The 23,983-nt window shown below is 71.5% G+C and carries 23 protein-coding genes and 1 pseudogene; 21 read left to right on the top strand and 3 right to left on the bottom strand.

Features of this window, described 5'->3' with window-relative positions:
- The first annotated feature begins 7 nt into the window (after window positions 1-7).
- Genes ACFFCN_RS02935 through ACFFCN_RS02920 form a run of 4 tightly spaced genes read left to right on the top strand, consistent with a single transcriptional unit; the run spans window position 8 to window position 3,225 of the window.
- The gene (locus ACFFCN_RS02935) at window positions 8-502 is read left to right on the top strand and encodes a hypothetical protein (protein ID WP_375489557.1); all 495 of its coding nucleotides are present in this window, start codon (window positions 8-10) and stop codon (window positions 500-502) included.
- Window positions 503-534: 32 nt separating this feature from the next.
- Window positions 535-1,098, top strand: a complete 564-nt coding sequence (locus tag ACFFCN_RS02930; RefSeq protein WP_375489555.1) for a TerD family protein — start codon at window positions 535-537, stop codon at window positions 1,096-1,098.
- Entirely contained in the window at window positions 1,095-2,045 is a 951-nt protein-coding gene (locus ACFFCN_RS02925) for a hypothetical protein (RefSeq protein ID WP_375489553.1), read from the top strand. Before ACFFCN_RS02930 ends, ACFFCN_RS02925 begins: the two co-directional genes overlap by 4 nt.
- A gap of 10 nt (window positions 2,046-2,055) precedes the next feature.
- On the top strand, window positions 2,056-3,225 hold the full coding sequence (locus ACFFCN_RS02920; RefSeq protein ID WP_375489551.1) for a zinc-binding dehydrogenase: 1,170 nt from the start codon (window positions 2,056-2,058) through the stop codon (window positions 3,223-3,225).
- Window positions 3,226-3,367: 142 nt separating this feature from the next.
- Here ACFFCN_RS02920 and ACFFCN_RS02915 read toward each other — a convergent pair.
- Window positions 3,368-3,958, bottom strand: a pseudogene (locus tag ACFFCN_RS02915) (TerD family protein); the annotation flags it as partial.
- Between the two features lie 110 nt (window positions 3,959-4,068).
- Between ACFFCN_RS02915 and ACFFCN_RS02910 the strand changes: the two are divergent.
- Genes ACFFCN_RS02910 through ACFFCN_RS02900 form a run of 3 tightly spaced genes read left to right on the top strand, consistent with a single transcriptional unit; the run spans window position 4,069 to window position 8,374 of the window.
- Window positions 4,069-5,235 (top strand): HpcH/HpaI aldolase/citrate lyase family protein, encoded by a 1,167-nt coding sequence (locus ACFFCN_RS02910; RefSeq protein WP_375489549.1) that lies wholly within the window; start codon window positions 4,069-4,071, stop codon window positions 5,233-5,235.
- On the top strand, window positions 5,232-7,583 hold the full coding sequence (locus ACFFCN_RS02905) for a phosphoribosyltransferase (RefSeq protein WP_375489547.1): 2,352 nt from the start codon (window positions 5,232-5,234) through the stop codon (window positions 7,581-7,583). Before ACFFCN_RS02910 ends, ACFFCN_RS02905 begins: the two co-directional genes overlap by 4 nt.
- Window positions 7,580-8,374 carry an HAD family hydrolase gene (locus ACFFCN_RS02900; protein ID WP_375489545.1) on the top strand — a complete coding sequence of 265 codons (795 nt, stop codon included), beginning with the start codon at window positions 7,580-7,582 and terminating at the stop codon, window positions 8,372-8,374. The genes ACFFCN_RS02905 and ACFFCN_RS02900 overlap by 4 nt, the downstream gene beginning before the upstream one ends.
- Window positions 8,375-8,378: 4 nt before the next feature.
- Here ACFFCN_RS02900 and ACFFCN_RS02895 read toward each other — a convergent pair whose 3' ends face one another.
- Window positions 8,379-9,305, bottom strand: coding sequence for an SRPBCC domain-containing protein (locus ACFFCN_RS02895; RefSeq protein ID WP_375489543.1), 927 nt, complete (start codon window positions 9,303-9,305; stop codon window positions 8,379-8,381).
- A gap of 33 nt (window positions 9,306-9,338) precedes the next feature.
- Complete coding sequence (locus tag ACFFCN_RS02890; protein WP_375489541.1) at window positions 9,339-9,869, bottom strand: gamma carbonic anhydrase family protein; 531 nt, start codon at window positions 9,867-9,869, stop codon at window positions 9,339-9,341.
- Between the two features lie 57 nt (window positions 9,870-9,926).
- On the opposite strand from ACFFCN_RS02890, the gene thrS reads away from it, so the two are divergent.
- The 14 genes from thrS to ACFFCN_RS02820 all read left to right on the top strand — a co-directional run bounded on the left by thrS (window position 9,927) and on the right by ACFFCN_RS02820 (window position 23,891).
- Window positions 9,927-11,942 carry a threonine--tRNA ligase gene (gene thrS / locus ACFFCN_RS02885; protein ID WP_375489539.1) on the top strand — a complete coding sequence of 672 codons (2,016 nt, stop codon included), beginning with the start codon at window positions 9,927-9,929 and terminating at the stop codon, window positions 11,940-11,942.
- 155 nt (window positions 11,943-12,097) lie between these two features.
- Window positions 12,098-12,574, top strand: a complete 477-nt coding sequence (locus tag ACFFCN_RS02880; protein ID WP_375489609.1) for an HIT domain-containing protein — start codon at window positions 12,098-12,100, stop codon at window positions 12,572-12,574.
- A gap of 98 nt (window positions 12,575-12,672) precedes the next feature.
- A complete protein-coding gene (locus ACFFCN_RS02875; RefSeq protein ID WP_375489537.1) occupies window positions 12,673-14,232 on the top strand; it encodes an alpha/beta hydrolase in 1,560 nt (519 codons plus the stop codon).
- 134 nt (window positions 14,233-14,366) lie between these two features.
- The gene (locus tag ACFFCN_RS02870) at window positions 14,367-17,276 is read left to right on the top strand and encodes a S8 family serine peptidase (protein ID WP_375489535.1); all 2,910 of its coding nucleotides are present in this window, start codon (window positions 14,367-14,369) and stop codon (window positions 17,274-17,276) included.
- 29 nt (window positions 17,277-17,305) lie between these two features.
- A complete protein-coding gene (locus ACFFCN_RS02865) occupies window positions 17,306-18,382 on the top strand; it encodes an amidohydrolase family protein (RefSeq protein WP_375489533.1) in 1,077 nt (358 codons plus the stop codon).
- Window positions 18,383-18,550: 168 nt separating this feature from the next.
- The gene (gene rpsP, locus ACFFCN_RS02860) at window positions 18,551-19,012 is read left to right on the top strand and encodes a 30S ribosomal protein S16 (protein WP_375489531.1); all 462 of its coding nucleotides are present in this window, start codon (window positions 18,551-18,553) and stop codon (window positions 19,010-19,012) included.
- Between the two features lies 1 nt (window position 19,013).
- A complete protein-coding gene (locus tag ACFFCN_RS02855) occupies window positions 19,014-19,262 on the top strand; it encodes an RNA-binding protein (RefSeq protein ID WP_375489529.1) in 249 nt (82 codons plus the stop codon).
- Window positions 19,263-19,272: 10 nt separating this feature from the next.
- The gene (gene rimM / locus ACFFCN_RS02850) at window positions 19,273-19,806 is read left to right on the top strand and encodes a ribosome maturation factor RimM (RefSeq protein WP_375489527.1); all 534 of its coding nucleotides are present in this window, start codon (window positions 19,273-19,275) and stop codon (window positions 19,804-19,806) included.
- Between the two features lie 5 nt (window positions 19,807-19,811).
- Window positions 19,812-20,531, top strand: coding sequence for a tRNA (guanosine(37)-N1)-methyltransferase TrmD (gene trmD, locus ACFFCN_RS02845; RefSeq protein WP_375489607.1), 720 nt, complete (start codon window positions 19,812-19,814; stop codon window positions 20,529-20,531).
- A 177-nt stretch (window positions 20,532-20,708) separates the two neighbouring features.
- Window positions 20,709-21,065, top strand: a complete 357-nt coding sequence (gene rplS, locus ACFFCN_RS02840; RefSeq protein ID WP_375489525.1) for a 50S ribosomal protein L19 — start codon at window positions 20,709-20,711, stop codon at window positions 21,063-21,065.
- 22 nt (window positions 21,066-21,087) lie between these two features.
- Window positions 21,088-22,173 (top strand): signal peptidase I, encoded by a 1,086-nt coding sequence (gene lepB / locus ACFFCN_RS02835; protein ID WP_375489523.1) that lies wholly within the window; start codon window positions 21,088-21,090, stop codon window positions 22,171-22,173.
- A gap of 48 nt (window positions 22,174-22,221) precedes the next feature.
- Entirely contained in the window at window positions 22,222-22,971 is a 750-nt protein-coding gene (locus ACFFCN_RS02830) for a ribonuclease HII (RefSeq protein WP_375489521.1), read from the top strand.
- 25 nt (window positions 22,972-22,996) lie between these two features.
- Window positions 22,997-23,320 (top strand): DUF2469 domain-containing protein, encoded by a 324-nt coding sequence (locus ACFFCN_RS02825; RefSeq protein ID WP_375489519.1) that lies wholly within the window; start codon window positions 22,997-22,999, stop codon window positions 23,318-23,320.
- On the top strand, window positions 23,283-23,891 hold the full coding sequence (locus ACFFCN_RS02820; protein WP_375489605.1) for a transposase: 609 nt from the start codon (window positions 23,283-23,285) through the stop codon (window positions 23,889-23,891). Before ACFFCN_RS02825 ends, ACFFCN_RS02820 begins: the two co-directional genes overlap by 38 nt.
- Window positions 23,892-23,983 lie beyond the last annotated feature (92 nt).

Here is a 23,983-nt window from a genome sequence, read left to right as displayed (position 1 = left end):
CTGAGGCGTGCCCGGCTTCTTCCGGCGCGGCAACCACGACGACCCGCCGCCGCAGACGGACGCGGCCGGCGACGCCGACGACGCCCCCGAGCGGCTGCAGGAACGGCTCGTCGAGCTCATCCGGTTCGTCAACCACAACGGCGGAAAGCTGCCGGTGGACGCCGTGGTGCTGGCCCGTGAGGTCACCGACATCATGCGTGAGGTGATCGCGACATCAGCCGATCGCCCGCTCGACGTCTACGCCGTGGTGTCGATCAACGGCATCGTGGGCGATTACCTGCCGACGACGTTGCGTGCGTACCTGGCACTGGATCCTGCCGTCACCGACCGCGAGGGACCGTCCGGGCGCACCCCGCGCGCGGCATTGCGCGAGCAGCTCGAATCACTGGCTGACGCCGCTGACGACGTGCTGCAGGCCGCCCGCGCGCACGACGTCGACGCGCTGTTCAGCCAGGGCAACTTCCTGCGCACCAAGTTCACCCGGTCCGACCTCGATCTCTGACGCCGCTCGCGCGCACTACAGTCGCTGACGTCATGGCGGAGATGAAGCGTGGGGCGAACGTCGCGCTGACCCGCGAGGTGCCCAGCCTGCGCACCGCCGTCCTCGGGATGCGGTGGAACGCCGGCGCCGAGCGGGCGCTCGAGGACAACCTGGTGTTCGCCGCGATCCTGTGCGGTGCCGACGGGCGTGCTCGCGACGACCGCGACTTCGTCTTCTTCAACCAGCTCAGCTCGGCGGACGAGTCGGTGGCCGAGCGCGACGCGGCGCTCGGCGGCGACGCCGAGCAGATCGAAGTCGACCTCGCCGCGGTGCCGCCGGAGATCGCGCGCATCGTCGCGGTGCTGTACGTGAACGACGGTCCCGCCCAGCGCCGCACGCTCGGTCAGCTGCGTTCGTGCGTCATCCGCGTGTCGGACGCCGATCGCGATGCCGAGCTGGTGCGCTCCGAGGAGCTGGCACCGGGGTTCCACTCGGAGACGGCCGTCGTCCTCGGCGAGCTGTATCGGCACGACGGCGGGTGGAAGTTCAAGGTGCTCGGCCAGGGTTACGCGACGGGTATCGCCGGCGTCGCGGCCGACTACGGCATTCCGTTGTGAACACCGATCCGGCCGCCGCGCCGCCCCGCGCGGACCTGCCGTTCCTGACGCACCGGTCGGCGCCGCGCACCGTGCCGGCCCCGCCGCAGGCGGCCGCGGCAATCTCCTTCGACCGACCGGGCCGTACGAGGCCGCCCGTTCCCGCAGCCGGCTCGGCAGGTATCTCCTTCGACCGACCGGGCCGTGCGAGGCCGCCCGCTCCCGCAGCCGGCTCGGCAGGTATCTCCTTCGACCGCCCCGGTCGGGCGGCGGGCAACGCGCCGCCGCCCGCAGTCAGCAACTCGCTGGACCTGTCCGACGCGACGCCGGCACCACAGCCGGACGGTGGCGGGGCGGCGGCACGCCGAGCCGCGCGGGTCGCCCGCCGGCCGGTGCGCGGGCTGACCGTGCCGCCGGACCACACGCAGCTGCTCGGCGTCGCCGACCCGGCGGCGCGTCTCACCCGCGTGCAGTCGGGCATCGGCACGCTGATGATCGAAGCGGCGTGCTCGCCGGCCGTCGGCGACCTGCGGCTGGGCGCGGCGTACGAACTGGCCGACGGTGCGTCGTCGACCGTGCAGTACGCGGCGGGCGGCAACCGGTATGCGCCGTCGTCGCGGCGGCCGGTGATCGTCGGCGGCCGCGACGAATTCGAGCACCTGCGTCTCGACCTGCGCCAAACCCCTGACCTGCGTCGGATGTCGGTGTACGCGTTCTCCGAATCGCGTACCGAGCTGCGTTGGGGCGGCACACTGGTGGTCACGACGTTCGGCGGCGGCCGGGTCGAGCTGCCGCTCGAAACGCTGCACGCCGGGACGACCGCAGTGCTGGTCAGTGTGTACAACGTCGCCGGCGAACTCGTCGTACGGGCCGAGGTGGGGACGATCGCGGGTGACGTGCGCGAGGCCGCGCGCGCCTACGGGTACGACCGCATCACCTGGCGCGACGACCGCAACCCGGTCGACTGAGGAGGGCGCGATGCGAGCAGTGACATGCACCGGCGGCGAGTTGGCCGTTGCGCAGGTCGACGACCTCGAGCCGGGGCCAGGGCAGCTGCTGCTGCAGGTGTTGCGTTGCGGGATCTGCGGCTCGGACCTGCATGCGCGGGCGCACTGCGACGAGCTGGCCGACCTGACCAGCGAGGTCGGTTACGACGACGTCTTCCGCTCGAGCGACTCGGTGGTGCTCGGGCACGAGTTCTGCGGCGAGATCGTCGACCGCGGCCCGCGTACCGGCAGCGCGCTCAAATCCGGCACCCGGGTGGTGTCGTTCCCGCTGCTTCGCCGCGAGGGCACGGTGCATCTCACCGGTCTGTCGCCGAAGGCGCCTGGTGGCTACGCGGAGCAGGTGCTCGCCGAGCAATCGCTGACCTTCGCCGTCCCGAACGGTCTGTCCACCGAGCTGGCAGCGCTGACCGAGCCGATGGCTGTCGGACTGCACGCCGTGCGCCGCGGCGAGGTGAGCCGCGGCCAGGTCGCGGTGGTCGTGGGCTGCGGGCCGGTCGGTCTGGCGGTCATCGGCATGCTCAAGGCCAGTGGCGTGCGCACGGTGATCGCCAGCGACTTCTCCGCGGGCCGGCGCGCGCTGGCCGGCGCGTGCGGCGCCGACGTCGTCGTCGATCCCGCGGTCGAGTCGCCGTTCGACACCGCCGAGGAGCACGGCCACCTGACGCGCGCCGGACAGGTCCTCGATCTCGCGGTATCGACCATGGACAAGTTGCGCCGCCTGCCGCTCGTGCCGTGGGAGCGGGTGTGGCAGCTCGCCGAGGTGACCGGCGCCGCGACGCCCAAGCACCCGGTGATCTTCGAGTGCGTCGGCGTGCCCGGCGTGATCGATCAGCTGATCACCTCCGCGCCGCTGTTCTCCCGCGTGGTCGTCGTCGGGGTCTGCATGGAGGCCGATCGCATCCGACCGGCGCTGGCGATCAACAAGGAGATCGACCTGCGTTTCGTGCTCGGCTACACGCCGCGCGACTTCCGCGACTCGCTGCACCTGCTCGCCGACGGCAAGGTGCGCGCCGAGCCGGTGTTGACCGGCACGGTCGGGTTCGGCGGCGTGGCCAGCGCGTTCGACACCCTGGGCCGTGCCGACCGGCACGCCAAGATCCTCATCGACCCGACCAGCGAGCTGACGCGCCCGGCGCCGTGACCTCGCCGCGGGCGTCCCGGTGATCGACACGGTCTGCGCCCCGGTTGCTCGACGCCCGGACCGTGTTGTCCGGCAGTCAGAGCGGGGTGTCGAGGTCGAGTAAGGACCCGGCCGTGTCGACGTATGTGCGCTCGCGCCGCGCCGGTGCCGGGGCGGGCGCGTCGGCTGGTGGCTGAGCCGGCGGCGGCGGTGCCGGGATCGGCGGCGACGGCCTGCCGACGGTGATGCCGAAGTCGCCGGCCAGGCCCTCCAGCCCGGACGCGTAACCCTGGCCGACGGCGCGGAACTTCCACCCGCCGTCGTGCCGGTAGACCTCGCCGGTGACGAACGCGGTCTCGGCGTCGGCGTGCATCGCGAACACCGCGAGCGGCGCCCCGGAGGCCGGGTCGAGCAGGGTCAACGTCAGCTCCGGCACCTGCCCGAAGACGCCGCCGTCACACGACGCGGCGAGCACGATCCGCTGGCAGGTTCCCGGCACGGCGGCCAGGTCGACGTCGACGGCGTCGGTGGCCTGCGGCGCGGACGTCTTGCCCACGAGTCGCACCGCGCCGCTGGCATGTGCCGGCTGGTTGTAGAAGACGAAGTCGGCGTCCGAGCCGACGTCTCCGTCGGCGCCCAGCAACAATGCCGACGCATCCACGTCCGGCACGCCCGGACCCGCCCGCCACGTCAGCGCTGCGCGCACCGCCGGGCCGGGCAGCGGCATGTTCGCGCCCATCGTCATCTGCGTCATGCACTCATGGTGGCGCATCGGCCCGGCTACCGCTTAGGAAGAACCGGTGCGTCGTCCGTTGGTCGGACAAAGTGAATGCAGGCGACATTTCGGCATGCGATCATCCGCGAATGCGGCATTTCGACTTCCTCGCCGACGCCGAGTGCGACCGGCTGTTCCTCCGTGCACCGCAGGAATTCGGCGTCGATGCCGCGCCCGATCTGCTCGGCACGGCGATGGGCGCCGCGCTCTACTGCCCGGCCACCCGTCCGCAGCTCGCGCAGGACGTGCGCAGATGCGCATCGGCGGGTGTCGTCAGCGTGGTCATCTGCCTCGAGGACGCGGTGGCCGACGACGACGTGCCAGCGGCTCAGGACAACGCCGTGCGGCAGTTGCGCGAACTCGCCGCGGGCGACGACGCGCTGCCCATGGTGTTCGTGCGGGTGCGGGCCGTGGATCAGATCGCATCACTGGTCGCGGACCTGGGCGACGACGCCCGAGCGCTCACCGGCTTCGTAGTGCCGAAGTTCACCGAGGACAACGCCAGCGCCTATCTGGACGCGGTCGTGCAGGCGGGGGAGCGGATCGGCCGCCGGCTGCTCGTCATGCCGGTGCTCGAGTCGGCGCAGCTCGGTCATCTCGAGTCGCGTGTGGACGCGCTGCTCGGCGTGCGCAGGCTCATCGACAAGTACCGCGAACTCGTACCCGCGATCCGGGTCGGCGCCACCGATCTGTCGGCCGCATGGGCTCTGCGGCGCGCCCGCGACCTCACGGTGTGGGACGTGCGCGTCGTCGCCGACGTGTTGAGCGCCGTGGTCAATGTCTTCGGCCGGGTCGGCGACGCCGCGCCCGATTACGTCGTCGCCGGGCCGGTGTGGGAGTACTACCCGGCTACCGAGCGATTGTTCAAACCACAGCTGCGCGAGTCGCCGTTCGCCGCGCACGACGACCGCGCGCTGCGCGCCGAGCTGATCGCAGCAGACCTCGACGGGCTGATCCGCGAGGTCGTGCTCGACCGCGCGAACGGGCTGATCGGCAAGACCGTCATTCACCCGACGCACGTCGCAGCCGTACACGCGTTGTCCGTCGTGACGGCCGAGGAGGACGCCGACGCGCGTGACGTGCTGGCCACCGACGGTTGTGGCGGCGCCGCCGCGTCGAGCTTCGGCAACAAGATGAACGAGAGCAAGCCGCACACCGCATGGGCACGCCGGACGATGCTGCGTGCACATGCGTTCGGCGTCGCGCGCGACGGGGTCTCGTTCGTCGACCTGCTCGGCGCCGGCCTGCACGGATGACGTCGCGCAGCTGGGTCGCCGACACGTTCGGAGCGAGCCTCGACGGTGACGTGCGGTTGCCCGAGCTCGTCTCGCTCGGGCTGCGGCACAACCCGCGCCGAGCGCACCTGCTCGTGTCGACGGTGCTGGGCAAGCACGTCCCGGCGGATCCGCGGGTGATCCACCGGGTGGGCTGCGAGTTGGGCGCCGCGGTCGCGCAGTCACTGGGTGGTGAGCGTGCCGTCGTGCTCGGCTTAGCGGAAACCGCCACGGCGCTCGGGCACTGCGTCGCGGAGCAGCTCGCGGCGCCGTACCTCCACTCGACCCGCCGCCACGTCGCGACCGCCACGGCGCACGCGGCGTTCGAAGAAGAACACAGCCATGCCACGGCGCACCGACTGCTGCCGGCCGACCCGCGGCTGCTCGACGATCCGGACGCCGTGCTCGTGCTCGTCGACGACGAGCTATCCACCGGCCGCACCGCGCTGAACACGATCGCGGCACTGCACGCCCGCACACCGCGCCGGCAATACGTGCTGGCCGCGCTGGTGGATCTGCGCGACGAGGCGGCTCGTTCGGTGGTCGCGAAGACGGCCGCCGAGCTCGGCGCGGACATCGACGTCGTCAGCCTGGCCCGCGGGACGTTCACCGCGCCGCCCGGGTTCGGCGCGCACACCGCTGCCGCAGCGGCCGCGTTGCCCGCACCGCCGTCGTCTGCCGCGCGCAGCGGCCAGGTGCTACGCCACGATGCCGCGTGGGCCGCCGGGGTGCGCGAGAGCGGACGGCACGGCTGGGTGCCCGCCGACGTCGCCGCGGCCCGCGCAGCCGCCGAGCAGGTCGCGGCGCGGGTGCGCGACGCGCTGCACGGGAGCAGCGTGCTCGTGCTCGGCACCGAGGAGCTGATGTATGCGCCGCTGCTGATCGGCCTCGCCCTGTGCGAACCGTCCCGCGAGGTGCAGATGTCCTCGACCACGCGGTCCCCGGTCGTGGTGCACGACATCGACGGCTATCCGGTGCGCAGCGCCGTCCGGTTCCCGGCGCACGACCATCCGGCAGACGGGCCGGCCGAGCGGTTCGCCTACAACATCGGCGACTACAGCGACATCGTGCTGGTCGTCGACGAGGACGCCGACACCGCTCGGTTGCGCGACGGGCTCGTCGAGTCGCTGCGCGAACACTGCTCGCTCGTGCACGTCGTCGTGCTGCCGTGTGAGCGGCCGTTGCCGCCGCCACTGCGCGGGCCGGACTTCGGCAGCTACCCGCCGGCCGACGTGGCGTGGCTGCTCACCGACCTGTCCGGCGTTGCGCTCGAGGCACCGACCGAGGAACGCGAGGAGGCGATCCAGTCCGGCGGCGCGCACTACGCGCAGTCGCTGCCCGTCGAGTACCAGCCGGACGCGGAGTACCGCGCGCTGTACGACGACGCGCTTGCCGCCTCCGCCCGACGCATCGCGCATGCGGTCGGCCTGGTCACCGAGCTCGTGCTCGCCGAGCGGGGTCCGCGACCGGTGTTGGCGTCACTCGCCCGCGCGGGGACGCCGGTGGGCGTGCTGATGCGTCGATGGGCCGCGTTCGCGCACGGCCACGACCTGCCGCACTACACGCTGAGCATCGTGCGCGGCCGCGGCATCGACCGCACCGCGCTGCGCTACCTGGCGCGTAACCACAACCCGGCCGACGTCGTCTTCGTGGACGGCTGGACCGGCAAGGGCGCCATCGTCCGCGAGCTCGACGCCGCGATCACCGCGGTGAACGCGGCGCTGGGCACCCGATTCGTCGCCGATCTCGCCGTGCTCGCCGATCCGGGTTCGTGCGTGCGCACGTTCGGCACCCGCGCGGACTTCCTGGTGCCGTCGGCGTGCCTGAACTCGACGGTGTCCGGGCTGGTGTCGCGCACGGTCCTTAACGAGCAGGTGCTCAAGCCTGGGCAATTTCACGGCGCGAAGTGCTACCGCGAGCTCGCGGGTTCAGACGTCTCCCGGGCCTTCGTCGACACGATCGCGGCATGCTTCGGTGCGGTGGCCGAGCACGTGGCGCGCGACCTGCCCGCCGCGCACCGTGCTGACCGCACACCGACGTGGACCGGCTGGGCGCAGGTCGAGCAGCTGAGCGAACGGTTCGGCATCGGCGACGTGACGCTCGTGAAGCCCGGCGTCGGGGAGACGACCCGGGTGCTGCTGCGGCGCGTGCCGTGGGCGGTGCTGATCCGGCCGGACGCGGTCGCAGAGCTGCGACACGTGCTGCTGCTGGCGCAGCGCCGCGGGGTGCCCGTGCACGAGGTCGCCGACCTGACCTACAGCTGCGTCGGCTTGATCCATCCCCGGTACACCCGCGGGGCGACCGGCGCCGACGGCACCGCAGCGCGATGAGCGTGCTCGTCGCCGCCGACCTCGATCAGACGCTCATCTACTCGCGCCGGGCGATGGCCCGCTGGGGCGGCGGCGAATGCGCGGTCGCTGCGGTCGAGACCTACCAGCGCGTCGACTCCGCGTTCATGACCGCGAGCGCGGCGGCGTCGTTGGCCGTGCTCGCCGAGCGTGCGCTCGTCGTGCCGACGACGACCCGGACGCCCGAACAACTCGCCCGGGTGCGGCTGCCCGGGCCGCCGGTGCGGTATGCGGTTGCGGCCAACGGCGGCATCGTGCTGGTCGACGGCGTGCCCGATGCGGGTTGGACGAACTCGGTACGCGCCGGCCTCAACGGCAGCGCGCCGCTGGCAGACGTGCACGACCACGCGGAAGCAATCTGCGCACCGCAGTGGACGAAGCTGCTGCGGACGGCGTGCGACCTGTTCTGCTACGCCGTGCTGGAACGAGACCGCGTGCCCGCCGGTCTCGTCGCCGCGGAGACGGCGTGGGCCGCGGAACGCGGCTGGCGGGTGTCCCTGCAGGGCCGCAAGCTCTACTGGGTGCCGCAGGCGTTGACCAAGTCGGCGGCGATCGCCGAGATCGCGCGGCGCACCGGGTCTGCCACCGTCCTCGCCGCGGGCGACTCGCTGCTCGACACCGACCTGCTGGCCGCGGCCGATCGAGGCATCACTCCGCGGCACGGCGAGCTGGTGGCGAGCGGCTGGCAGGCGCCGCACGTCGAGGTCACCGACGGCTGCGGGCTGGCCGCCGGGGAGGAGATCGTCGACTGGTTCGCGGCGAACGTGCGTTAGCGACTCAGGCGCTACGGCCGCGGCGTCGCCGGGCCGCGGCGAGCACGAACACGATGCCGAGCGCAACGGGCGCGACGCGCTTGGCCATCGCCTGGCGGGTCATCCTCGCCAGCGGCGGCTCGTCGGGGTCGGTGCCGCCCGCGGCCGGCAGATGACCGTTCACCGACGGTTCGTCGGACAGGGACGGCACCGGGATGCCGCCGGGTGTGCCGAACGAGGGCGTCCCGCTGGGCTCCGCGGCCAACGGCACGGCTTCGACGCCCGGCTCCGGTTCAGCGGCAGAGGACGTCTCGACGGCGGACGGGTCGTCGAGCGGCTGCTCGGCCGGCTGCGGCGCGGAGGCCTCGACGGGCGGCGCCGCCTCGGCGTCCCCGGCGGGCCCCGGCGACGGACGGCGTCGCCTGCGCGCGGCCGCTTCTTGCGCTGCCTCCGGTGACGCGTTCTCGCTCGACTCGTCGGTCACATCGTCTCCTTCGTCGTTCGCGTCGACAAGCGCGTCGGCGAACCGGTCGATCACCTGCCGGACGGCCGTTCGTTGCTTGTCCCTGCTCAACTGCGCCGCGCGCCCGGTGAGCTCGACGTCGGCCACGACGCGCAGGGCGACGGTTTCGCCGCTGCGCCGTACGGTCGCGGAGACCGTTGCCGAGATGGTGCCCACATCGCGGGCGTCGTCGCCACGCAGCTCGAGCACGACGCGGTGGGCGCGGGCGTTGTGTTCGACCAGACGCGCGGTGCCGCGGTACGTCGGGGCGATCGCGCCGAACCGGACCTTGAGCCGGCCCTGCGTGACGCCGTCCTCGGTCGTGCCCAACCTGCCGCCCGGCAGCGCGCCGGTGACGCGCTCCGGGTCCTGCAGCGCCCGCCACGCGTCGGCGACGCTGGCATCGACCGGCGCCGAGTGCTCGACGTGCACGGACGCGGGGGCGGTCATGGTCGAATCCTAGAGGCGCTCAGGTGGTCCGGCTCATCGGTCGACACGGAGCACGCCGGCGATGTGCCGCTTCGCGAGCTCCGGGTAGTACTGCGGGTTCATGTTCACCCAGAACTCCGCCTGGGTCCCGGCGATCTCCTTCTTGACCTGGGCGGGTACGCCCGCGGCGAGCACACCGGGCGGGATCTCCTTCCCCGAGGCGACCAGCGACATCGCGGCGATCATCGAGCGCGAGCCGATCCGGGCGCCGTCGAGTACCACGCAACCGTTACCGACCAGCGCCTCGTCCTCGATCACGGCGCCGTGCACCATGCACTGGTGCGCGACGGTCGCGCCGCGGCCGATCTCGGTGGTCACCCCGGGCGTCGTGTGGATCACCGTGCCGTCCTGCACGTTCGCCCGCTCCCGCACGATGATCGGCCCGTCGTCACCGCGCAGGACCGCGCCGTACCAGATCGACGCGCCGGCCTCGACCGTCACGTCGCCGATCAACGTCGCCGTCTCGGCGATGAACGCGTCATCGGCGATCGTCGGGCGCGTGCCCTCGTATTCGAAGAGATTCATCGCATTAGCATCCAAGATGTCGCCCGCTCGCTCTCCACACCCCGCCAGGAGCCCACGTTGACCGCCAGCGTCCGCCCATCCGTCACCGCCGCACGTATCCCGGTGGCGGCGGGCACGACGGCACTCGACGCGCTGCGCGGTGCGGGCGTCGAACTCACCGGCCCGGGCGGCGCGGTCGTCGTGCGTGACGCCGACGGCGCGCTGCGCGACCTCGCGTGGGCGCCCGAGTCCGACATCGAGGTCGAGCCGGTGGCCGCGCAGTCGCCGGACGGGCTGGCCGTCCTGCGCCACTCGGCCGCGCACGTCATGGCGCAGGCCGTGCAGGACCTGTTCCCCGGCACGCTGCTGGGCATCGGGCCGCCGATCGAGGACGGTTTCTACTACGACTTCCTGCCCGATCGGCCGTTCACCCCCGAGGACCTCGACGCCATCGAGAAGAAGATGGCGCAGCTCATTAAGGCCGGGCAGCGGTTCGCGCGACGTGACATCTCCGACGACGCCGCGCGCGACGAGCTCGCCGGGGAGCGGTTCAAGCTCGAGCTGATCGGGCTGAAGTCCACCGCCACCGACGAGGAGGCCACCGAGGTCGGTGCCGGCGGCCTGACGATGTACGACAATCTGAACGCCAAGTCCGGCGAGCGCGAGTGGACCGACCTGTGCCGCGGCCCGCATCTGCCCACCACGCGGATGATCCCCGCCGTCAAGCTGATGCGCAGCGCGGCCGCCTACTGGCGCGGCAGCGAGAAGAACCCGCAGCTGCAGCGCATCTACGGCACCGCGTGGGCCTCGCGCGACGACCTGAAGGCGCACCTGCAGCGGCTCGAGGAAGCGCAGCGGCGCGACCACCGCAAGCTCGGTGCGGAGCTGGACCTGTTCAGCTTTCCCGACGAGATCGGGTCGGGCCTGGCGGTGTTCCACCCCAAGGGCGGCGTGCTCAAGCGGGAGATGGAGGACTACGTCCGGCGGCGGCACATCGAGGAGGGCTTCGAGTACGTCGGCACCCCGCACATCAGCAAGGAGGGTCTGTTCCATACGTCGGGCCACCTGCCGTACTACGCGGACGGCATGTTCCCGCCGATGCACGTCGAGGGCGGCGAGTACCGGCTCAAGGCGATGAACTGCCCGATGCACAACCTCATCTACAAGGCGCGCGGGCGCTCCTACCGCGAGCTACCGCTGCGCTTGTTCGAGTTCGGCGGCGTATACCGCTACGAGAAGTCAGGCGTCGTGCACGGCCTCACCCGCGTGCGCGGCATGACGCAGGACGACTCGCATTCCTACGTCACTCCCGAGCAGGCGCCGGACGAGATCGCGCATCTGCTGCGCTTCTGCCTGAGCCTGTTCGACGACTTCGGCATGAGCGACTACTACCTCGAGCTGTCGACGCGCGACGACACCCATCCGGACAAATTCATCGGCAGCGACGAGGAGTGGGCGGCTGCGACCGCGGTGCTCGAGCAGGTCGCCGTGGACACCGGCCTGGAACTCGTGCCGGACCCGGGGGGCGCCGCGTACTACGGCCCGAAGATCTCGGTGCAGGCGCGCGACGCGATCGGCCGTACCTGGCAGCTGTCGACCATCCAGTACGACTTCAACCAGCCGCGCGGCTTCGAGCTCGAGTACCAGGCCGAGGACGGCACCCGCAAGCAACCGGTAATGATCCACTCGGCCAAGTTCGGCTCCATCGAGCGGTTCATCGGCGTGCTGACCGAGCACTACGCCGGCGCCTTCCCGACCTGGCTCTCGCCGGTGCAGGTGGTCGGTATCCCGGTGACCGACGACCAGGTGGCGTACCTGCACGGGGTGGCCGAGCAGCTGCGCGAGCGCGGCATCCGCGTCGAGGTCGACGAATCCGACGACCGCATGCAGAAGAAGATCCGCACCGCGCAGCGACAGAAGGTGCCGTTCATGGTGATCGCCGGCGCGACGGACGCCGACGCGGGCGCGGTGTCGTTCCGGTACCGCGACGGCTCGCAACGCAACGGCATCACCGTCGACGAGGCGATCGAGGAGATCGTCTCCACCGTCGCGCGCCGGTTCAACGGCTCGCCGACGGCCGAGATGTTCGCGTGAGCGAATCCGACGACGATGCGGCCGACGACGCGGCGGCCGATGACGCTGCGGCCGATGACGCTGCGGCCGACGTCGCGACCGGCGTGGTGGTCGAGGACGCCGCGGCGTTCGCCGGCGATCCGGACGGCTTCGGCCGGTTGTGGACGCCGCACCGGATGGCCTACATCAAGGGACAGGACAAGCCCACCGGTGACGGCCCGGACGACGGCTGCCCGTTCTGCGCCGCGCCGAGACGAGCCGACGAGGACGCGTTGATCGTTGCGCGCGGCGAGCACGCGTACGCCGTGCTCAACCTGTATCCGTACAACTCAGGACACCTGATGGCCGTGCCGTACCGGCACGTCGCCGACTATCCCGAGCTCACCGAGGCGGAGACCCTCGAGGTCGCGCGGTTCACGCAGCAGGCCATGCGGGTGATCCGCAGCGTGATGGGGCCGCACGGATTCAACCTCGGCATCAACCAGGGCGCCGTCGCCGGCGCCGGCATCGCCGCGCACCTGCACCAGCACGTCGTACCGAGATGGGGCGGCGACACGAACTTCATGCCGATCGTCGGCCATACCCGCGTGTTGCCCGAACTGCTGGCCGACGCACGCCGCGAGCTCGCCGCCGCCTGGACCGCCGCAGGCTGAGCCGGCCAATACCTGCCGTGCCGAGTTGCCGGGCAGGCCGACGCACTTCAGGCTGGGCGCGATTTGCCCGATTTTCGCGTTGCCGGGAGGACCGTTCCATGCGCTGTAGCAGGCATTTCGTCATGCGGGTGCTCGCACCGTTGGCCGCGGCGGCGGTCACCGCCGCCGCGGTGCTGGGCTTCGGGGGTGCGGCCGGCGCCGCGGGCTTCGACCCGGTGGTGGAGGCGAAGAACTTCTCCATCACCCAGCAGCGCCAGGCGGTTTACGACACGCCCGCGTACCAAGCCCGGTTGACGGCCGCCAGCGCGCAGAACCTGGCCCATGCAACCGCGGCCCAGGCGGCGGACCCGGCACGGTCCTTCGAGACCGATCTGTGCTGGAACGGCGGCAACGGCTGCGCCGGTGACGTGCGCCTCTACGACTGGGCGACGAACGGCTACGGCATCGTGCGGCCCGTGCTGTTCTCCGCGCGCAACGGCGCGACGCTGTCCGGCCACGTGTGGGCCACGAAGGGCGGCCCGGCGAAGCGGCCCGGTGTCGTGATCACCAACGGGTCGGTGCAGGCGGACGAGCAGATGTACTGGTACGCCGCACAAGCGCTGGCCAAGGCCGGGTACGTGGTGCTCACCTTCGACCCGCAGGGCCAGGGCCAGTCCGACACGCGGGGCCAGGGGGCCGACGCCAACGAGGGCTTCCCGGCCCAGAGTGACGGCCGGCCGTTCTACGACGGCACCGAGGACGCACTGAACTTCTTCCTCTCGACCAAGAGCCACCCGTACCAGCCGGTGCCCAGCTGCACGACGGGCACCAGCCACGCGGCCGAGCAGACGTCGCGCGCGAAGGCGGGTCTCGACGCGGCCTACAACCCGTTCTGGCAGCTGCTCAACACCAAGCAGATCGGGTTGGCCGGCCACTCCTACGGCGCGGCGGGCGTGTCCTACATCGCGCAGTTCGACCCGCGCGTGAGCGCCGTCGTCGCGTGGGACAACCTCGGCGGCCCGGGCCCGAGCAGCGGCAGCATGCCCGGCGGCTCCGGTTCGATCGGCGAGCAGGACTGCCCGGCGGACCCGGCCGCGCGCAAGGTCGTGCCGATCACCAAACCCGGGCTCGGGCTGTCCGCCGACTACGGCCTGCCGCCGACGCCGAACACGTCGCAGCCCGATCCGAACGCGAAGTCGGTCGAGACGCACCAGTACACCAAGAACGGCGTCGACACGGGCGAGATCATCATCCGCGGCGGCTCGCACCTGGACTTCTCCTTCATCCCGAACCAGGCGTTCGGCGCCTCGCTGCGCGGCGCGGACCTCATCGACTGGTACACCACCGCGTGGTTCGACAAGTACGTCAAACACGACAGCAGCGCCGACCAGCGCTTGCTGTCCAACCGGTGGCGCGACGACGCGGCCGAGAAGAAGGTCGACCCCGATCACGACGGCAACGCGTTCAGCTTCTACTACCCGTCGCGGCTGGACGTGCACCTGGCGAGCGGCAAGCGCTTCGACTGCGAGAACCTGCGAGACGGCTGCTCCGGGCTGACGAGCAACGACGGGGTCCGCGGGCAGTACTCCTACGTCAAGCTGGACACGTCGCCCGATGCGATCTCCGGGCCCGGATCGCGCATCACCGCCCCGGGACCGAACAGCATCTACCTGCACTGAGCGAGGTCGGCGGCTCTCTGCGCGTCGGGCGATCGCTTCTTCATCATCTCGTGGTCGATCTTGTCGACGACGGGTGTTAGGGTCCGCTCGCCGTTGCGCCCAGACGGTATCCGCTCGTCACCCGGAGCCGTCGCATGCGCCGTGTCGTTCCTGTCCTCGCCGTCGCCGTCACCGCGGCGGCGCTGTCCGCCGCAGTCGTGTCCACACCCGCCGGGGCCCGTGCCGTGCCGAGTCCGGCGACGCACGGGCACGCGGTCGCCCAACACCTCGCCTCGGGCTTCTGGCGGCACCACCGGCAAGCGTCGGTGCCGAGGCACAGCGCAACGCCGAAGCCGTTGACGGCCGCGCAGCAATTGACCCGGTCGCTCAACGCTGCTCGTGGATCGTCGACCGAGGTAACTCTGACAGGCACGTCGGCGACGGCCCTTGCCGACGCCGTTCGCAGCACGGGCGGTCAGGTGCTCGGCAGCGTGCCGGGGGAGATCACCGCTGCCGTATCGAAGACCAAGGTGTCGGCGTTGCGGAAATCGCCGGCGGTGACCGGTATGCACGCGCCGGAAAAGGCGTGGACCCACGCCGGGCCGACGTCCGAGGGCGTTACGCAAAGCGAAGCGGACACCTGGCAGAGCGCGACGCCGGGCGACACGGGTTCGGGCGTGACGATCGGCATCGTCGACGCCGGCTTCGGCAACCTGTCCGGCGCCATCGGCAGTGGCGACCTGCCCGCCGGGACGACCGTCGACAACTACTGCGGCACCGATGTCGACGACACCGACCACGGGACCGCGGTCGCCGAGATCGTCCACCAGATGGCGCCCGGCGCGACGTTGAACCTCTACTGCGTCACCGACAACGTCACGTTCAACGACGCCACGACCCAGGCGATCAGCGACGGCGTGTCGATCGTCAACTGTTCACTGGGCTTCGACGGCGATGCGCGCGGCGACGGCACCGGCCCGAGCGACTCCGCGTCGGCAGCGGTCGCGCGCGCACGGAAGGCCGGAATCCTGTGGGTCGAATCGGCAGGCAACGACGCCCAGGATCACTGGTCCGGAACGTTCGCCGACGTCAACAGGGACTCACTGCTCGACATCACCGGCACCGATATCGATGACGACGAGGAGAACGACGGCGTCTTCGTGCCGGGTGCCGACGACGTGTCCGGCGGCGGCTCGGCCGACTTCGTGCTGCGCTGGGACCAGTGGCCGACGTCATCGGCGGACGTCACGTTCGAGGCGTTCGGCGAACAGTGCGACGACGACGACTGCGACACGACGACGCCGATCAACAGCGGCAACCCGACAGCGGTGCAGCAGTCGCCAGGCACGGCACCGGTCCTCGACATCCCGATCACCGATACGAACGCGACTCCGCAGATCTGGTATCTGGAGGTCGAGCTCGGCAGCGGCTTCCCGAAGGTTCACTACGACCTGAACTACGAAGGCGACGTCGGCCAGTCCGAGCAGGCCCAGAACTTCCCGGCACGCGCCGCGGCCGGCAGCATCGAACAGCCGGCGGACTCACCGTTCGTGTTCTCCGTCGGCGCCGCGGACGTGGGTGCCGATCACACCCCCCAGGGGGTGCTCGAGGACTTCAGTGCCCAGGGGCCGACAGTGGACTCGCGGGTCAAGCCGGACATCACCGGCTGGGACGGCGTCAGTTCCCCGGAGTACGGCACACCGGACGCCGGCGACAGCAACGGCATGGGCTTCTACGGCACGTCGGCATCGTCGCCGCACGTCGCCGGTGCCGCAGCTCTCGTCAAGGCGGCCGACTCGTCGTTCGACGCCGCGCAGATCCAGAACTTCCTCGAGCAGCGCGCGAGCCGTTCGACGAGCACAGCCACTCCTCTCGACCCGCCCAGCAACCAGATGGGTCACGGGTTGCTGACGCTGGGGCCGACGCCGGCCGCCAGTCCCGTGGCGCCGGCGCAGGGGTCCGGCTACCAGGCCGTTGCGCCGAAGCGACTTCTCGACACGCGCACGTCCACTGGCGGACATCACGCCAAACTCGGCGCGGCAGGCACAGCGACAGTGACAGTGCAGGGCCTGCCGACCGACGCGACCGCGGTGGCCGTCAATCTGACCGGCACCGGAGCGACGGCCGGGACCTACCTGACCGTCTATCCCTACGGCAGCGCCTATCCCGGCACGGACAACCTGAACCTCAATACCGCCGTGCCGACGGCTGCGCAGCTCGCGATCGTCCCCGTGCGCGACGGCAAATTCGTGATCCGCAACGGGTACGGCACCGTCGACGTCGTCGCCGACGAGGTCGGGTACTTCGGCACCGACGCCGGGCGGTCGCTGTACACCGCGGTGTCTCCCGCGAACCGCGTGCTCAACACCCGCGACACGACCGGCGGCCACAAGGGGGTCGTCGCACCGAACAAGACGGTGACGGTCGACCCCGCAGTTCCCGCAGGGGCCACCGCCGCTGTCGTCAACGTGACGAGCGCGGACACCACTGCCTCCGGTTACCTCAGCGCGGCGCCGACTTGTTCGTCGACGACCTCGACCCTGAACTTCGGCAGATACGTCCGGGCCAATCTCGCGGTCGTCGGCCTGTCCGGTGACGGAACCTTCTGCATCACGGACAGGGGCAGCAGCGCGGACGTCATCGTCGACGTGATCGGTTACCTGGCTCCCGGCACCGGTGCGCAGTACGTGCCGCTGCCGTCCGCGTACCGCATCGTCGACACGCGTACCGGCAACGGCGGCAATGCCTCCGGGCACCCGCCGGCGCCCATCCCGGCGAATCGTTCGGCGATCTTCTACGGTGCAAACGTGGGTGACGTCCCCGCTGGGGCGACAGCGTTGTTCACCGGCGCCGTGGAGGCGAGTACGACAGCCTCGAGCTACCTCTACCTGTTCGCCGGCTCGACCCTGCCGTCGGCCAAGACGTCGAACCTCAACTTCGGACCCGGACGTGTGGTGTCCAACTCGGCGGTCGTCGGGCTGTCCGGCGGTCATCAGTTCGGCGTCTACAACTACGGCGGGAACACGCAAGCCGCCCTCGACGTGTTCGGTTACTTCCGTCCGTAGACCGGCGGCCGATCGGTAACGTCGCGCCGGTGACCCTGCACCTGCGTGGCGTCTTCCTGCCCGACGAGACCGAACGTGACGCGTGGGTCGTCGACGGCCGGCTGACGTTCACCCGGCCGACCGGGGACGCCGACACGATCGCCACCAGTGGCGGGATCACGCCCGGCTTCGGCGACGCGCACTGTCACGTCGGGCTCGCGCCGAGCGGTCACGTCGCCGACCCGGACGCGCAGGCCGAGCAGGCGCGGCTCGACCGCGACGCCGGCGCCCTGCTGCTGCGCGACGCCGGCTCGCCGGTCGACAACCGCAGCGTGCAACAGCGCGACGACCTGCCCCGGCTGATCCGCGCCGGCCGGCACGTCGCGCGGACCAAGCGCTACATCCGCGACCTCGGCGTCGAGATCGAACCGGACCAGCTGGTGGCAGAGGTCGAGCGGCAGGCCGCCGCAGGCGACGGGTGGGTCAAGCTTGCCGCCGACTGGATCGATCGCGGGGCGGGCGACCTGACGCCGACCTGGCCCGACGACGCGCTCGTCGCAGCGATCGGGCGGGCACACGAACTCGGCGTCCGGGTGGCGGCGCACGTGTTCGGCGAGGACGCCCTGCCAGGTCTGATCGCGGCCGGCGTCGACTCGATCGAGCACGGCACCGGCCTGACCGACGACCTGATCGCCGCGGCGGCCGAATCCGGCGCTGCGGTGGTGCCGACCCTGATCAACATCGACAACTTCCCGCAGATCGCACACAGCGCAGTGGCCAAGTTCCCCACCTACGCCGCTCACATGCGCGCGCTGTTCGCGACGTCGCGCGAACGCATCCGCTCGGCGTTCGAGGCCGGCGTCCCGGTCTTCACCGGCACCGACGCCGGCGGTTCGCTGCCGCACGGCCTGGTCCGCGACGAGATCCGCGCGCTGGTCGGCGCGGGCATCCCGCAAGCCGAGGTGATCGCCCAGGCGTCGTGGCGCGGGCGGGAATGGCTCGGCCTGCCCGGCCTCGTCGAGGGCGCGTCGGCGGACCTGATCGTCTACGACACCGATCCCCGCGCCGACCTGACGGCGGTCATGCTGCCGCGCCGCACGCTGCTGCGTGGCGCCGTCGTCGGCTGAGGATTCGGCGCGCTCCGATCCGTCTGGCAGAATGATGTGCTGAGTACCGGCCGGGCGCGGACCCTCTCACCGTGCGGCGGCCAGTCCACCCGGATGCCCGTCCGTCGCTGGTGTGTTCCCCGCCGGCAGGGCGCGTCCAACCGCAGAACGTCTGGAGCAGCAGAACCCGTGGCAACAAAGATCAAGCTCATGCGCCTCGGCAAGATGCGCGAGCCGCACTACCGCATCGTCGTCGCCGATTCTCGTACCCGTCGCGACGGCCGGTCGATCGAGACGATCGGGGAGTACCACCCGAAGAACGACCCGTCGGTCATCAAGGTCGACGGCGACCGCGCCGCCTACTGGTTGGGCGTCGGCGCACAGCCCACCGAGGCCGTCACCGCGATCTTCAAGGTCACCGGCGACTGGCAGAAGTTCAAGGGTGAGGCCGCCCCGCCGCCGATGAAGCTCGCGCCGGAGAAGCCGAACAAGCAGGAGCGGTTCAACGCCGCGTTGAGCGAGGTGTCCGGCGAGCCCGAGGCGCCGGCCACGACGCCGCGCAAGCGTGCCGCCAAGAAGGCCGCAGAGCCCGCAGCGGAGGCCGACAGCACCGCGCCGGCCGCGGGCGAGAACGCGGCCTCGGAGAGCTGACGTGCTCGAGGAAGCGCTCGAGCACCTGGTCAAGGGCATCGTCGACCACCCCGACGACGTCCGCGTCGACATGATCGACAACCGGCGCGGGCAGCGGCTCGAGATCCGGGTGCACCCGGACGACCTCGGTCGGGTCATCGGCCGCAACGGCCGCACCGCGAAAGCGCTGCGCCAGGTCATGAGTGGTGTCGGCGATTCGGTCGGCGCGCGGGGCATCCGGGTCGACGTCGTCGACGTCGACCGGCACTGACCCGGTCGGCGTGGACGCTGCCCGCGACGCAGCGCCCGATCTCGTCGCCGTCGGCAAGGTCGGCCCACCGCGCGGCGTGCGCGGCGACGTGTTCGTCGAGCCGTGGACCGACGCCCCTGGCGAACGATTCGTCGCGGGGGCATGGCTGCGGACCGAGCCCGAGTCGGCCGGGCCACTACGGGTAGCCACCGCGACGACGTCGAGCGGCAAGCTCGTCGTCCACTTCGACGGCTGCGACGACCGCGCGGCCGCGCAGGCGATCCGCGGCGTGCAGCTGTTCGTCCCGGCCGCGGAGCGTCCCGCGCTCGACGACCCGGACGAGTTCTACGACACCGACCTGATCGGGCTCGTCGCCCGCACCCCCGACGGTCGGGAGATCGGCACCATCCGCGATGTCCAGCACGCGGGCGGCGCGTCGTACCTCGCGGTGGAGGTCGCGGGCGCGCAGCGGCTCGTCCCGTTCGTCAGCGCGATCGTGCCGGCGGTCGACATCGCGGGCGCGACGGTCGTGGTCGACGCGCCAGAAGGATTGTTCGAGCTGTGAGCACCCTGCGCATCGACGCCGTCACGATCTTCCCGGACTACCTCGCGCCGCTTCGTCAGTCGCTGCTCGGCAAGGCGATCGACCGTGGTCAGGTCTCGCTCGGCGTCCACGACCTGCGGCACTGGACAGACGACGTCCACCACACCGTCGACGACACCCCCTACGGCGGTGGGCCGGGGATGGTGATGCGCGCCGAACCATGGGGCCGCGCGCTGGACGACATCGCGCCCGCCGACGCGCCGGCGCAACCGCGCCTGGTGGTCCCCACCCCGTCCGGTCGGGCGTTCACCCAGGACGATGCGCACCGGCTCGCCGCCGAACCGTGGCTGCTGTTCGCCTGCGGCCGCTACGAGGGCATCGATTCGCGAGTTGTCGAGTACGCCGCGGAGCGGATGCCCGTCGAGCAGGTCTCGCTGGGCGACTACGTGCTCTCCGGCGGGGAGGCGGCGGTGCTGGTCATCGTCGAGGCGACCTGCCGGTTGCTGCCCGGCGTGCTGGGCAACGAACGCTCGGCCGTCGAGGACACCTTCGCCCCCGAGTCCGGTGGCCTGCTCGAACCGCCCCTGTACACCCGTCCCGCGTCGTGGCGCGGGCGCGCGGTGCCGGACATCCTGCTGTCCGGCAACCACGCCGCGATCGAACGCTGGCGCCAGGAGCGGGCGCACCAGCGCACCGCAGCGGTGCGGCCGGACCTACTGCGCGAGCCCGGCGCATCCGCGCACTGACCTGACCGCCGCACGGATTCGGAGCGGCGCGGGTCGATGTGGCATCATCGTGGGGTTGCCTGCTGCGCAGCTGCGCGCGGGGACCGAGCCCGGCCGGAGCCCCGGGGCGTGCGCGGCCCTGCCGAGCGCACCGCAGCCACGACCTGCACGACACGACGACGAGAGCGATACCGCGACATGAACACCCTCGACACGCTCGATGCAGATTCGCTGCGCGCCGACATCCCCGATTTCCGCCCCGGCGACACGCTCAAGGTGCACGTCCGGGTCATCGAGGGCACTCGCTCGCGAATCCAGATCTTCCAGGGCGCGGTCATCCGGCGTCAGGGCGGCGGCGTCCGGGAGACCTTCACCGTGCGCAAGGTGAGCTTCGGCGTGGGTGTCGAGCGCACCTTCCCGGTGCACACGCCGGTCATCGACAAGATCGAGGTCGTCACCCGCGGCGACGTGCGCCGGGCGAAGCTGTACTACCTGCGTGATCTGCGCGGCAAGAAGGCGAAGATCAAGGAGAAGCGCGAGACCGTCGCGCGCTGACCTACGCCGCGACCACCCCCGCATGAGCGAGGACAGCCGGGCGGACGAGCGCTCCGAGGCAGCCGAGGACGCCCCGGACGACGCCTCGTCCGAGACGACCTCAGCAGTTGCGGATTCCTCGGCCGACAGCAATCCCGGTGATGACGGCGCGGGCTCGTCGACCACGACCGAGCCCACCGACGGCGGTCGCACCGCACGCCGGCTGGGTGATTCCAACTCCCTCCTCGCGCGCCGGCGCCGGCTGCGGGCGGCCAAGCGCCGCAATCGCAAGCCCAAGCGCAAGGCGCCGTGGTGGGAACTGCCCGGTCTGGTGCTGCTCGCGATCGTGATCGCGATCCTGGTCAAGTCGTTCGTGGTGCAGCCGTTCTACATCCCGTCGCAGTCGATGGAGAAGACGTTGCACGGCTGCCCCAGCTGCCACGGGGACCGCATCCTGGTCAACAAGCCGATCTACGACTTCCGCGACCCGCACCCGGGCGACATCGTGGTGTTCCACGCGCCGCGCGGATGGTCCGAGCCGGGCACGAGCAAGCCACCCGGCAACCCCGTACTGCGCCTCGTACGCGGCTTCGGTCAGCTGATCGGCTTCGTACCGCCCGACGGGCAGGTGCTCGTCAAGCGGGTCATCGCCGACGGCGGCCAGACGGTCAAGGGCACGGCCTCCGGCGAGGTCATGATCAGCAACAGCGGCGCGAACGGCCCGTGGCGCACGCTGCACGAGCCCTATAAGTACATCGATCCCGACGACGGCCAGATGCCCGCCTTCGGTCCGGTCACCGTGCCGAAGGGTCGGCTGTGGGTGATGGGCGACCATCGCAGCAACTCCGCCGACTCGCGCTACCACTGCACGCCAGGTGGCGGGGAGAGCACCTCGAACGACAGCGACTGCGACCCGGAGTCGAGCACCGTGCCGGACGGCGACGTCATCGGCAAGGCGTTCGTGATCGCGTGGCCGCCGTCGCGATGGCGCACCCTGGGCACCCCGTCGACGTTCGAGAGCACCGCATCGGCGGCCGGCCCGGCGCTGCCGGGCGTGGCGTCCGTGGCCACCGTGCTGCCGGCGCTGGCCGTGCGCCGCAGACGGCGTCGGCGCTCCGTCCACCGCTGACCGGCCGCCCCGGTCGTTGGCGTTGGCGGTTGGGTAGCCTCGGTCGTCATGGCGACGGCGGCGACATCCGGGTTGCGGTTCCGGCCCGCGCGCGTCGTCGTGCGACGTGACGGCCCACTGGGCGGGTACGAATCCGCGCTCGGCCGGGCCGGTTTCCGGTACGTCGCGGGGGCCGACGAGGCCGGTCGGGGCGCCTGCGCCGGGCCGCTCGTGGTCGCCGCTTGCATCCTGCCGCCGGGTCGGGCCGGGCAGATCGACGGGCTGGACGACTCGAAGGTGCTGACACCGGCGGTGCGCGAGCGCCTGTACGCCCGCATCGTGCGGCGCGCCCTGGCCTACACCGTCGTCGTCATCCCGGCGGCCGAGATCGACGCGTACGGCCTGCACGTCGCCAACCTGGCGGGCATGCGCCGCGCCGTCGGCACGCTGGCACCCCGCGCGGACTACGCGTTGACCGACGGTTTCGCGGTGCCCGGCCTCGCGGTGCCGTCCATCGCCGTGTGGAAGGGCGACGCGACGGTCGCGTGCATCGCCGCGGCCTCGATCCTCGCCAAGGTCACCCGCGACGCGATCATGACCGGCCTGCACGACCGGTGGCCGGACTACGAGTTCTTCGCGCACAAGGGCTACATCACGCCTGCGCATGAGGCTGCGCTGACCGCCCGCGGGCCGTGTCCGGAGCACCGCCGCCGCTACGTCAACGTCCGCCGGGCGATGGGCCAGGTGGTGGCCGCGAGCGACAATGAGGTGGTGGGCCTGCTGGACGCCCCCGCCGAGCCCCTCGGTGAGACCGCATGATCGCCGCACGCGCAAGGAGATCGACATGAGCGCCGAGGATCTCGAGAACTACGAGACCGAGATGGAGCTGCAGCTCTACCGCGAGTACCGCGACATCGCCGCTCAGTTCAGCTACGTGGTCGAGACGGAGCGCCGCTTCTACCTGACCAACGAGGTCGACCTCAAGCCGGTCAACGCCGACGGCGAGGTGTACTTCGAGCTCACGATGCGCGACGCATGGGTGTGGGACATGTATCGCCCGGCGCGCTTCGTGAAGTCGGTCCGCGTCGTGACGTTCAAGGACGTCAACGTCGAGGAGCTGGACAAGCCGGATCTCGCGCTGCCGGACAAGGGCGGCTTCGGTCGCTGACGCGGCGCACGATTCGCACGGCCGCCTCGCAGCGGTCGCCGAGGCCTACGCCTACGTAGAGGCATTGCGCTGGCCGGACGGCCCGCGGTGCCCGCACTGCGGCAACGCCCGCGCCTACTTCCTGCGACCGGGCGCTGAGTCGGGCGCGCGCCGCACCCGAACCGGCACAGCGACCGCTCGGCGGGTGTGGAAGTGCGCCGGGTGCCGCCGGCAGTATTCCGCGCTGACCGCGACGATCTGGCACGGCACCCGCATCCACGTGCCCACCTGGATCGCGCTCGTCCGGCACACCGCGAACCACGGCGAGCTGCCCCCGCCCGGTCAACTGCAGCGCGGCTGGGGCCTTTCCGCCGAAGCGGCGCGCCACGTCCGGCGCCTGCTCGGGGCCGCGTCGGCAGATCTGCTGCGCAGCGGTGGCGTCGGCGGTCGCGCGCAGGATCGCGGCGAGCTGCTGCTCGCCGCGCTGTTGTCGATCGAGGGCGGCCGCGCGGCGCGGCTGCGGCACGCCGCGGTGCGCCGCGCCCGGCCGCTGCGCCAGCGGGGCCCGGTCGCCGACTACGGCGACGCCTGACCGCTGCTGGGTTTGTCAAACCAACCCTCAAACTCCGTCCACAGCCACGCCGCGGTCGTCGCCCACCGTCCGGCACACCGGCCATCCTCGGC

The organism is uncultured Jatrophihabitans sp. (genome assembly GCF_964246335.1).
Taxonomy (GTDB): Bacteria; Actinomycetota; Actinomycetes; order Mycobacteriales; family Jatrophihabitantaceae; genus Jatrophihabitans.
The sequence above is the reverse complement of the archived record's forward strand: the minus strand, read 5'-3'. Positions and strand labels throughout refer to the sequence as shown.

Coding starts and splice junctions, on each gene's coding strand:
- ACFFCN_RS02920 (WP_375489551.1), top strand. CDS start 2,056: ATGCGAGCAGTGACATGCACCGGCGGCGAGTTGGCCGTTGCGCAGGTC.
- ACFFCN_RS02890 (WP_375489541.1), bottom strand. CDS start 9,869: ATGAATCTCTTCGAATACGAGGGCACGCGCCCGACGATCGCCGATGAC.
- ACFFCN_RS02830 (WP_375489521.1), top strand. CDS start 22,222: ATGGCGACGGCGGCGACATCCGGGTTGCGGTTCCGGCCCGCGCGCGTC.
- lepB (WP_375489523.1), top strand. CDS start 21,088: ATGAGCGAGGACAGCCGGGCGGACGAGCGCTCCGAGGCAGCCGAGGAC.
- ACFFCN_RS02880 (WP_375489609.1), top strand. CDS start 12,098: ATGGCCTACATCAAGGGACAGGACAAGCCCACCGGTGACGGCCCGGAC.
- ACFFCN_RS02875 (WP_375489537.1), top strand. CDS start 12,673: ATGCGCTGTAGCAGGCATTTCGTCATGCGGGTGCTCGCACCGTTGGCC.
- ACFFCN_RS02905 (WP_375489547.1), top strand. CDS start 5,232: ATGACGTCGCGCAGCTGGGTCGCCGACACGTTCGGAGCGAGCCTCGAC.
- ACFFCN_RS02870 (WP_375489535.1), top strand. CDS start 14,367: ATGCGCCGTGTCGTTCCTGTCCTCGCCGTCGCCGTCACCGCGGCGGCG.
- ACFFCN_RS02930 (WP_375489555.1), top strand. CDS start 535: ATGGCGGAGATGAAGCGTGGGGCGAACGTCGCGCTGACCCGCGAGGTG.
- ACFFCN_RS02910 (WP_375489549.1), top strand. CDS start 4,069: ATGCGGCATTTCGACTTCCTCGCCGACGCCGAGTGCGACCGGCTGTTC.
- ACFFCN_RS02895 (WP_375489543.1), bottom strand. CDS start 9,305: ATGACCGCCCCCGCGTCCGTGCACGTCGAGCACTCGGCGCCGGTCGAT.
- ACFFCN_RS02900 (WP_375489545.1), top strand. CDS start 7,580: ATGAGCGTGCTCGTCGCCGCCGACCTCGATCAGACGCTCATCTACTCG.
- rplS (WP_375489525.1), top strand. CDS start 20,709: ATGAACACCCTCGACACGCTCGATGCAGATTCGCTGCGCGCCGACATC.
- ACFFCN_RS02825 (WP_375489519.1), top strand. CDS start 22,997: ATGAGCGCCGAGGATCTCGAGAACTACGAGACCGAGATGGAGCTGCAG.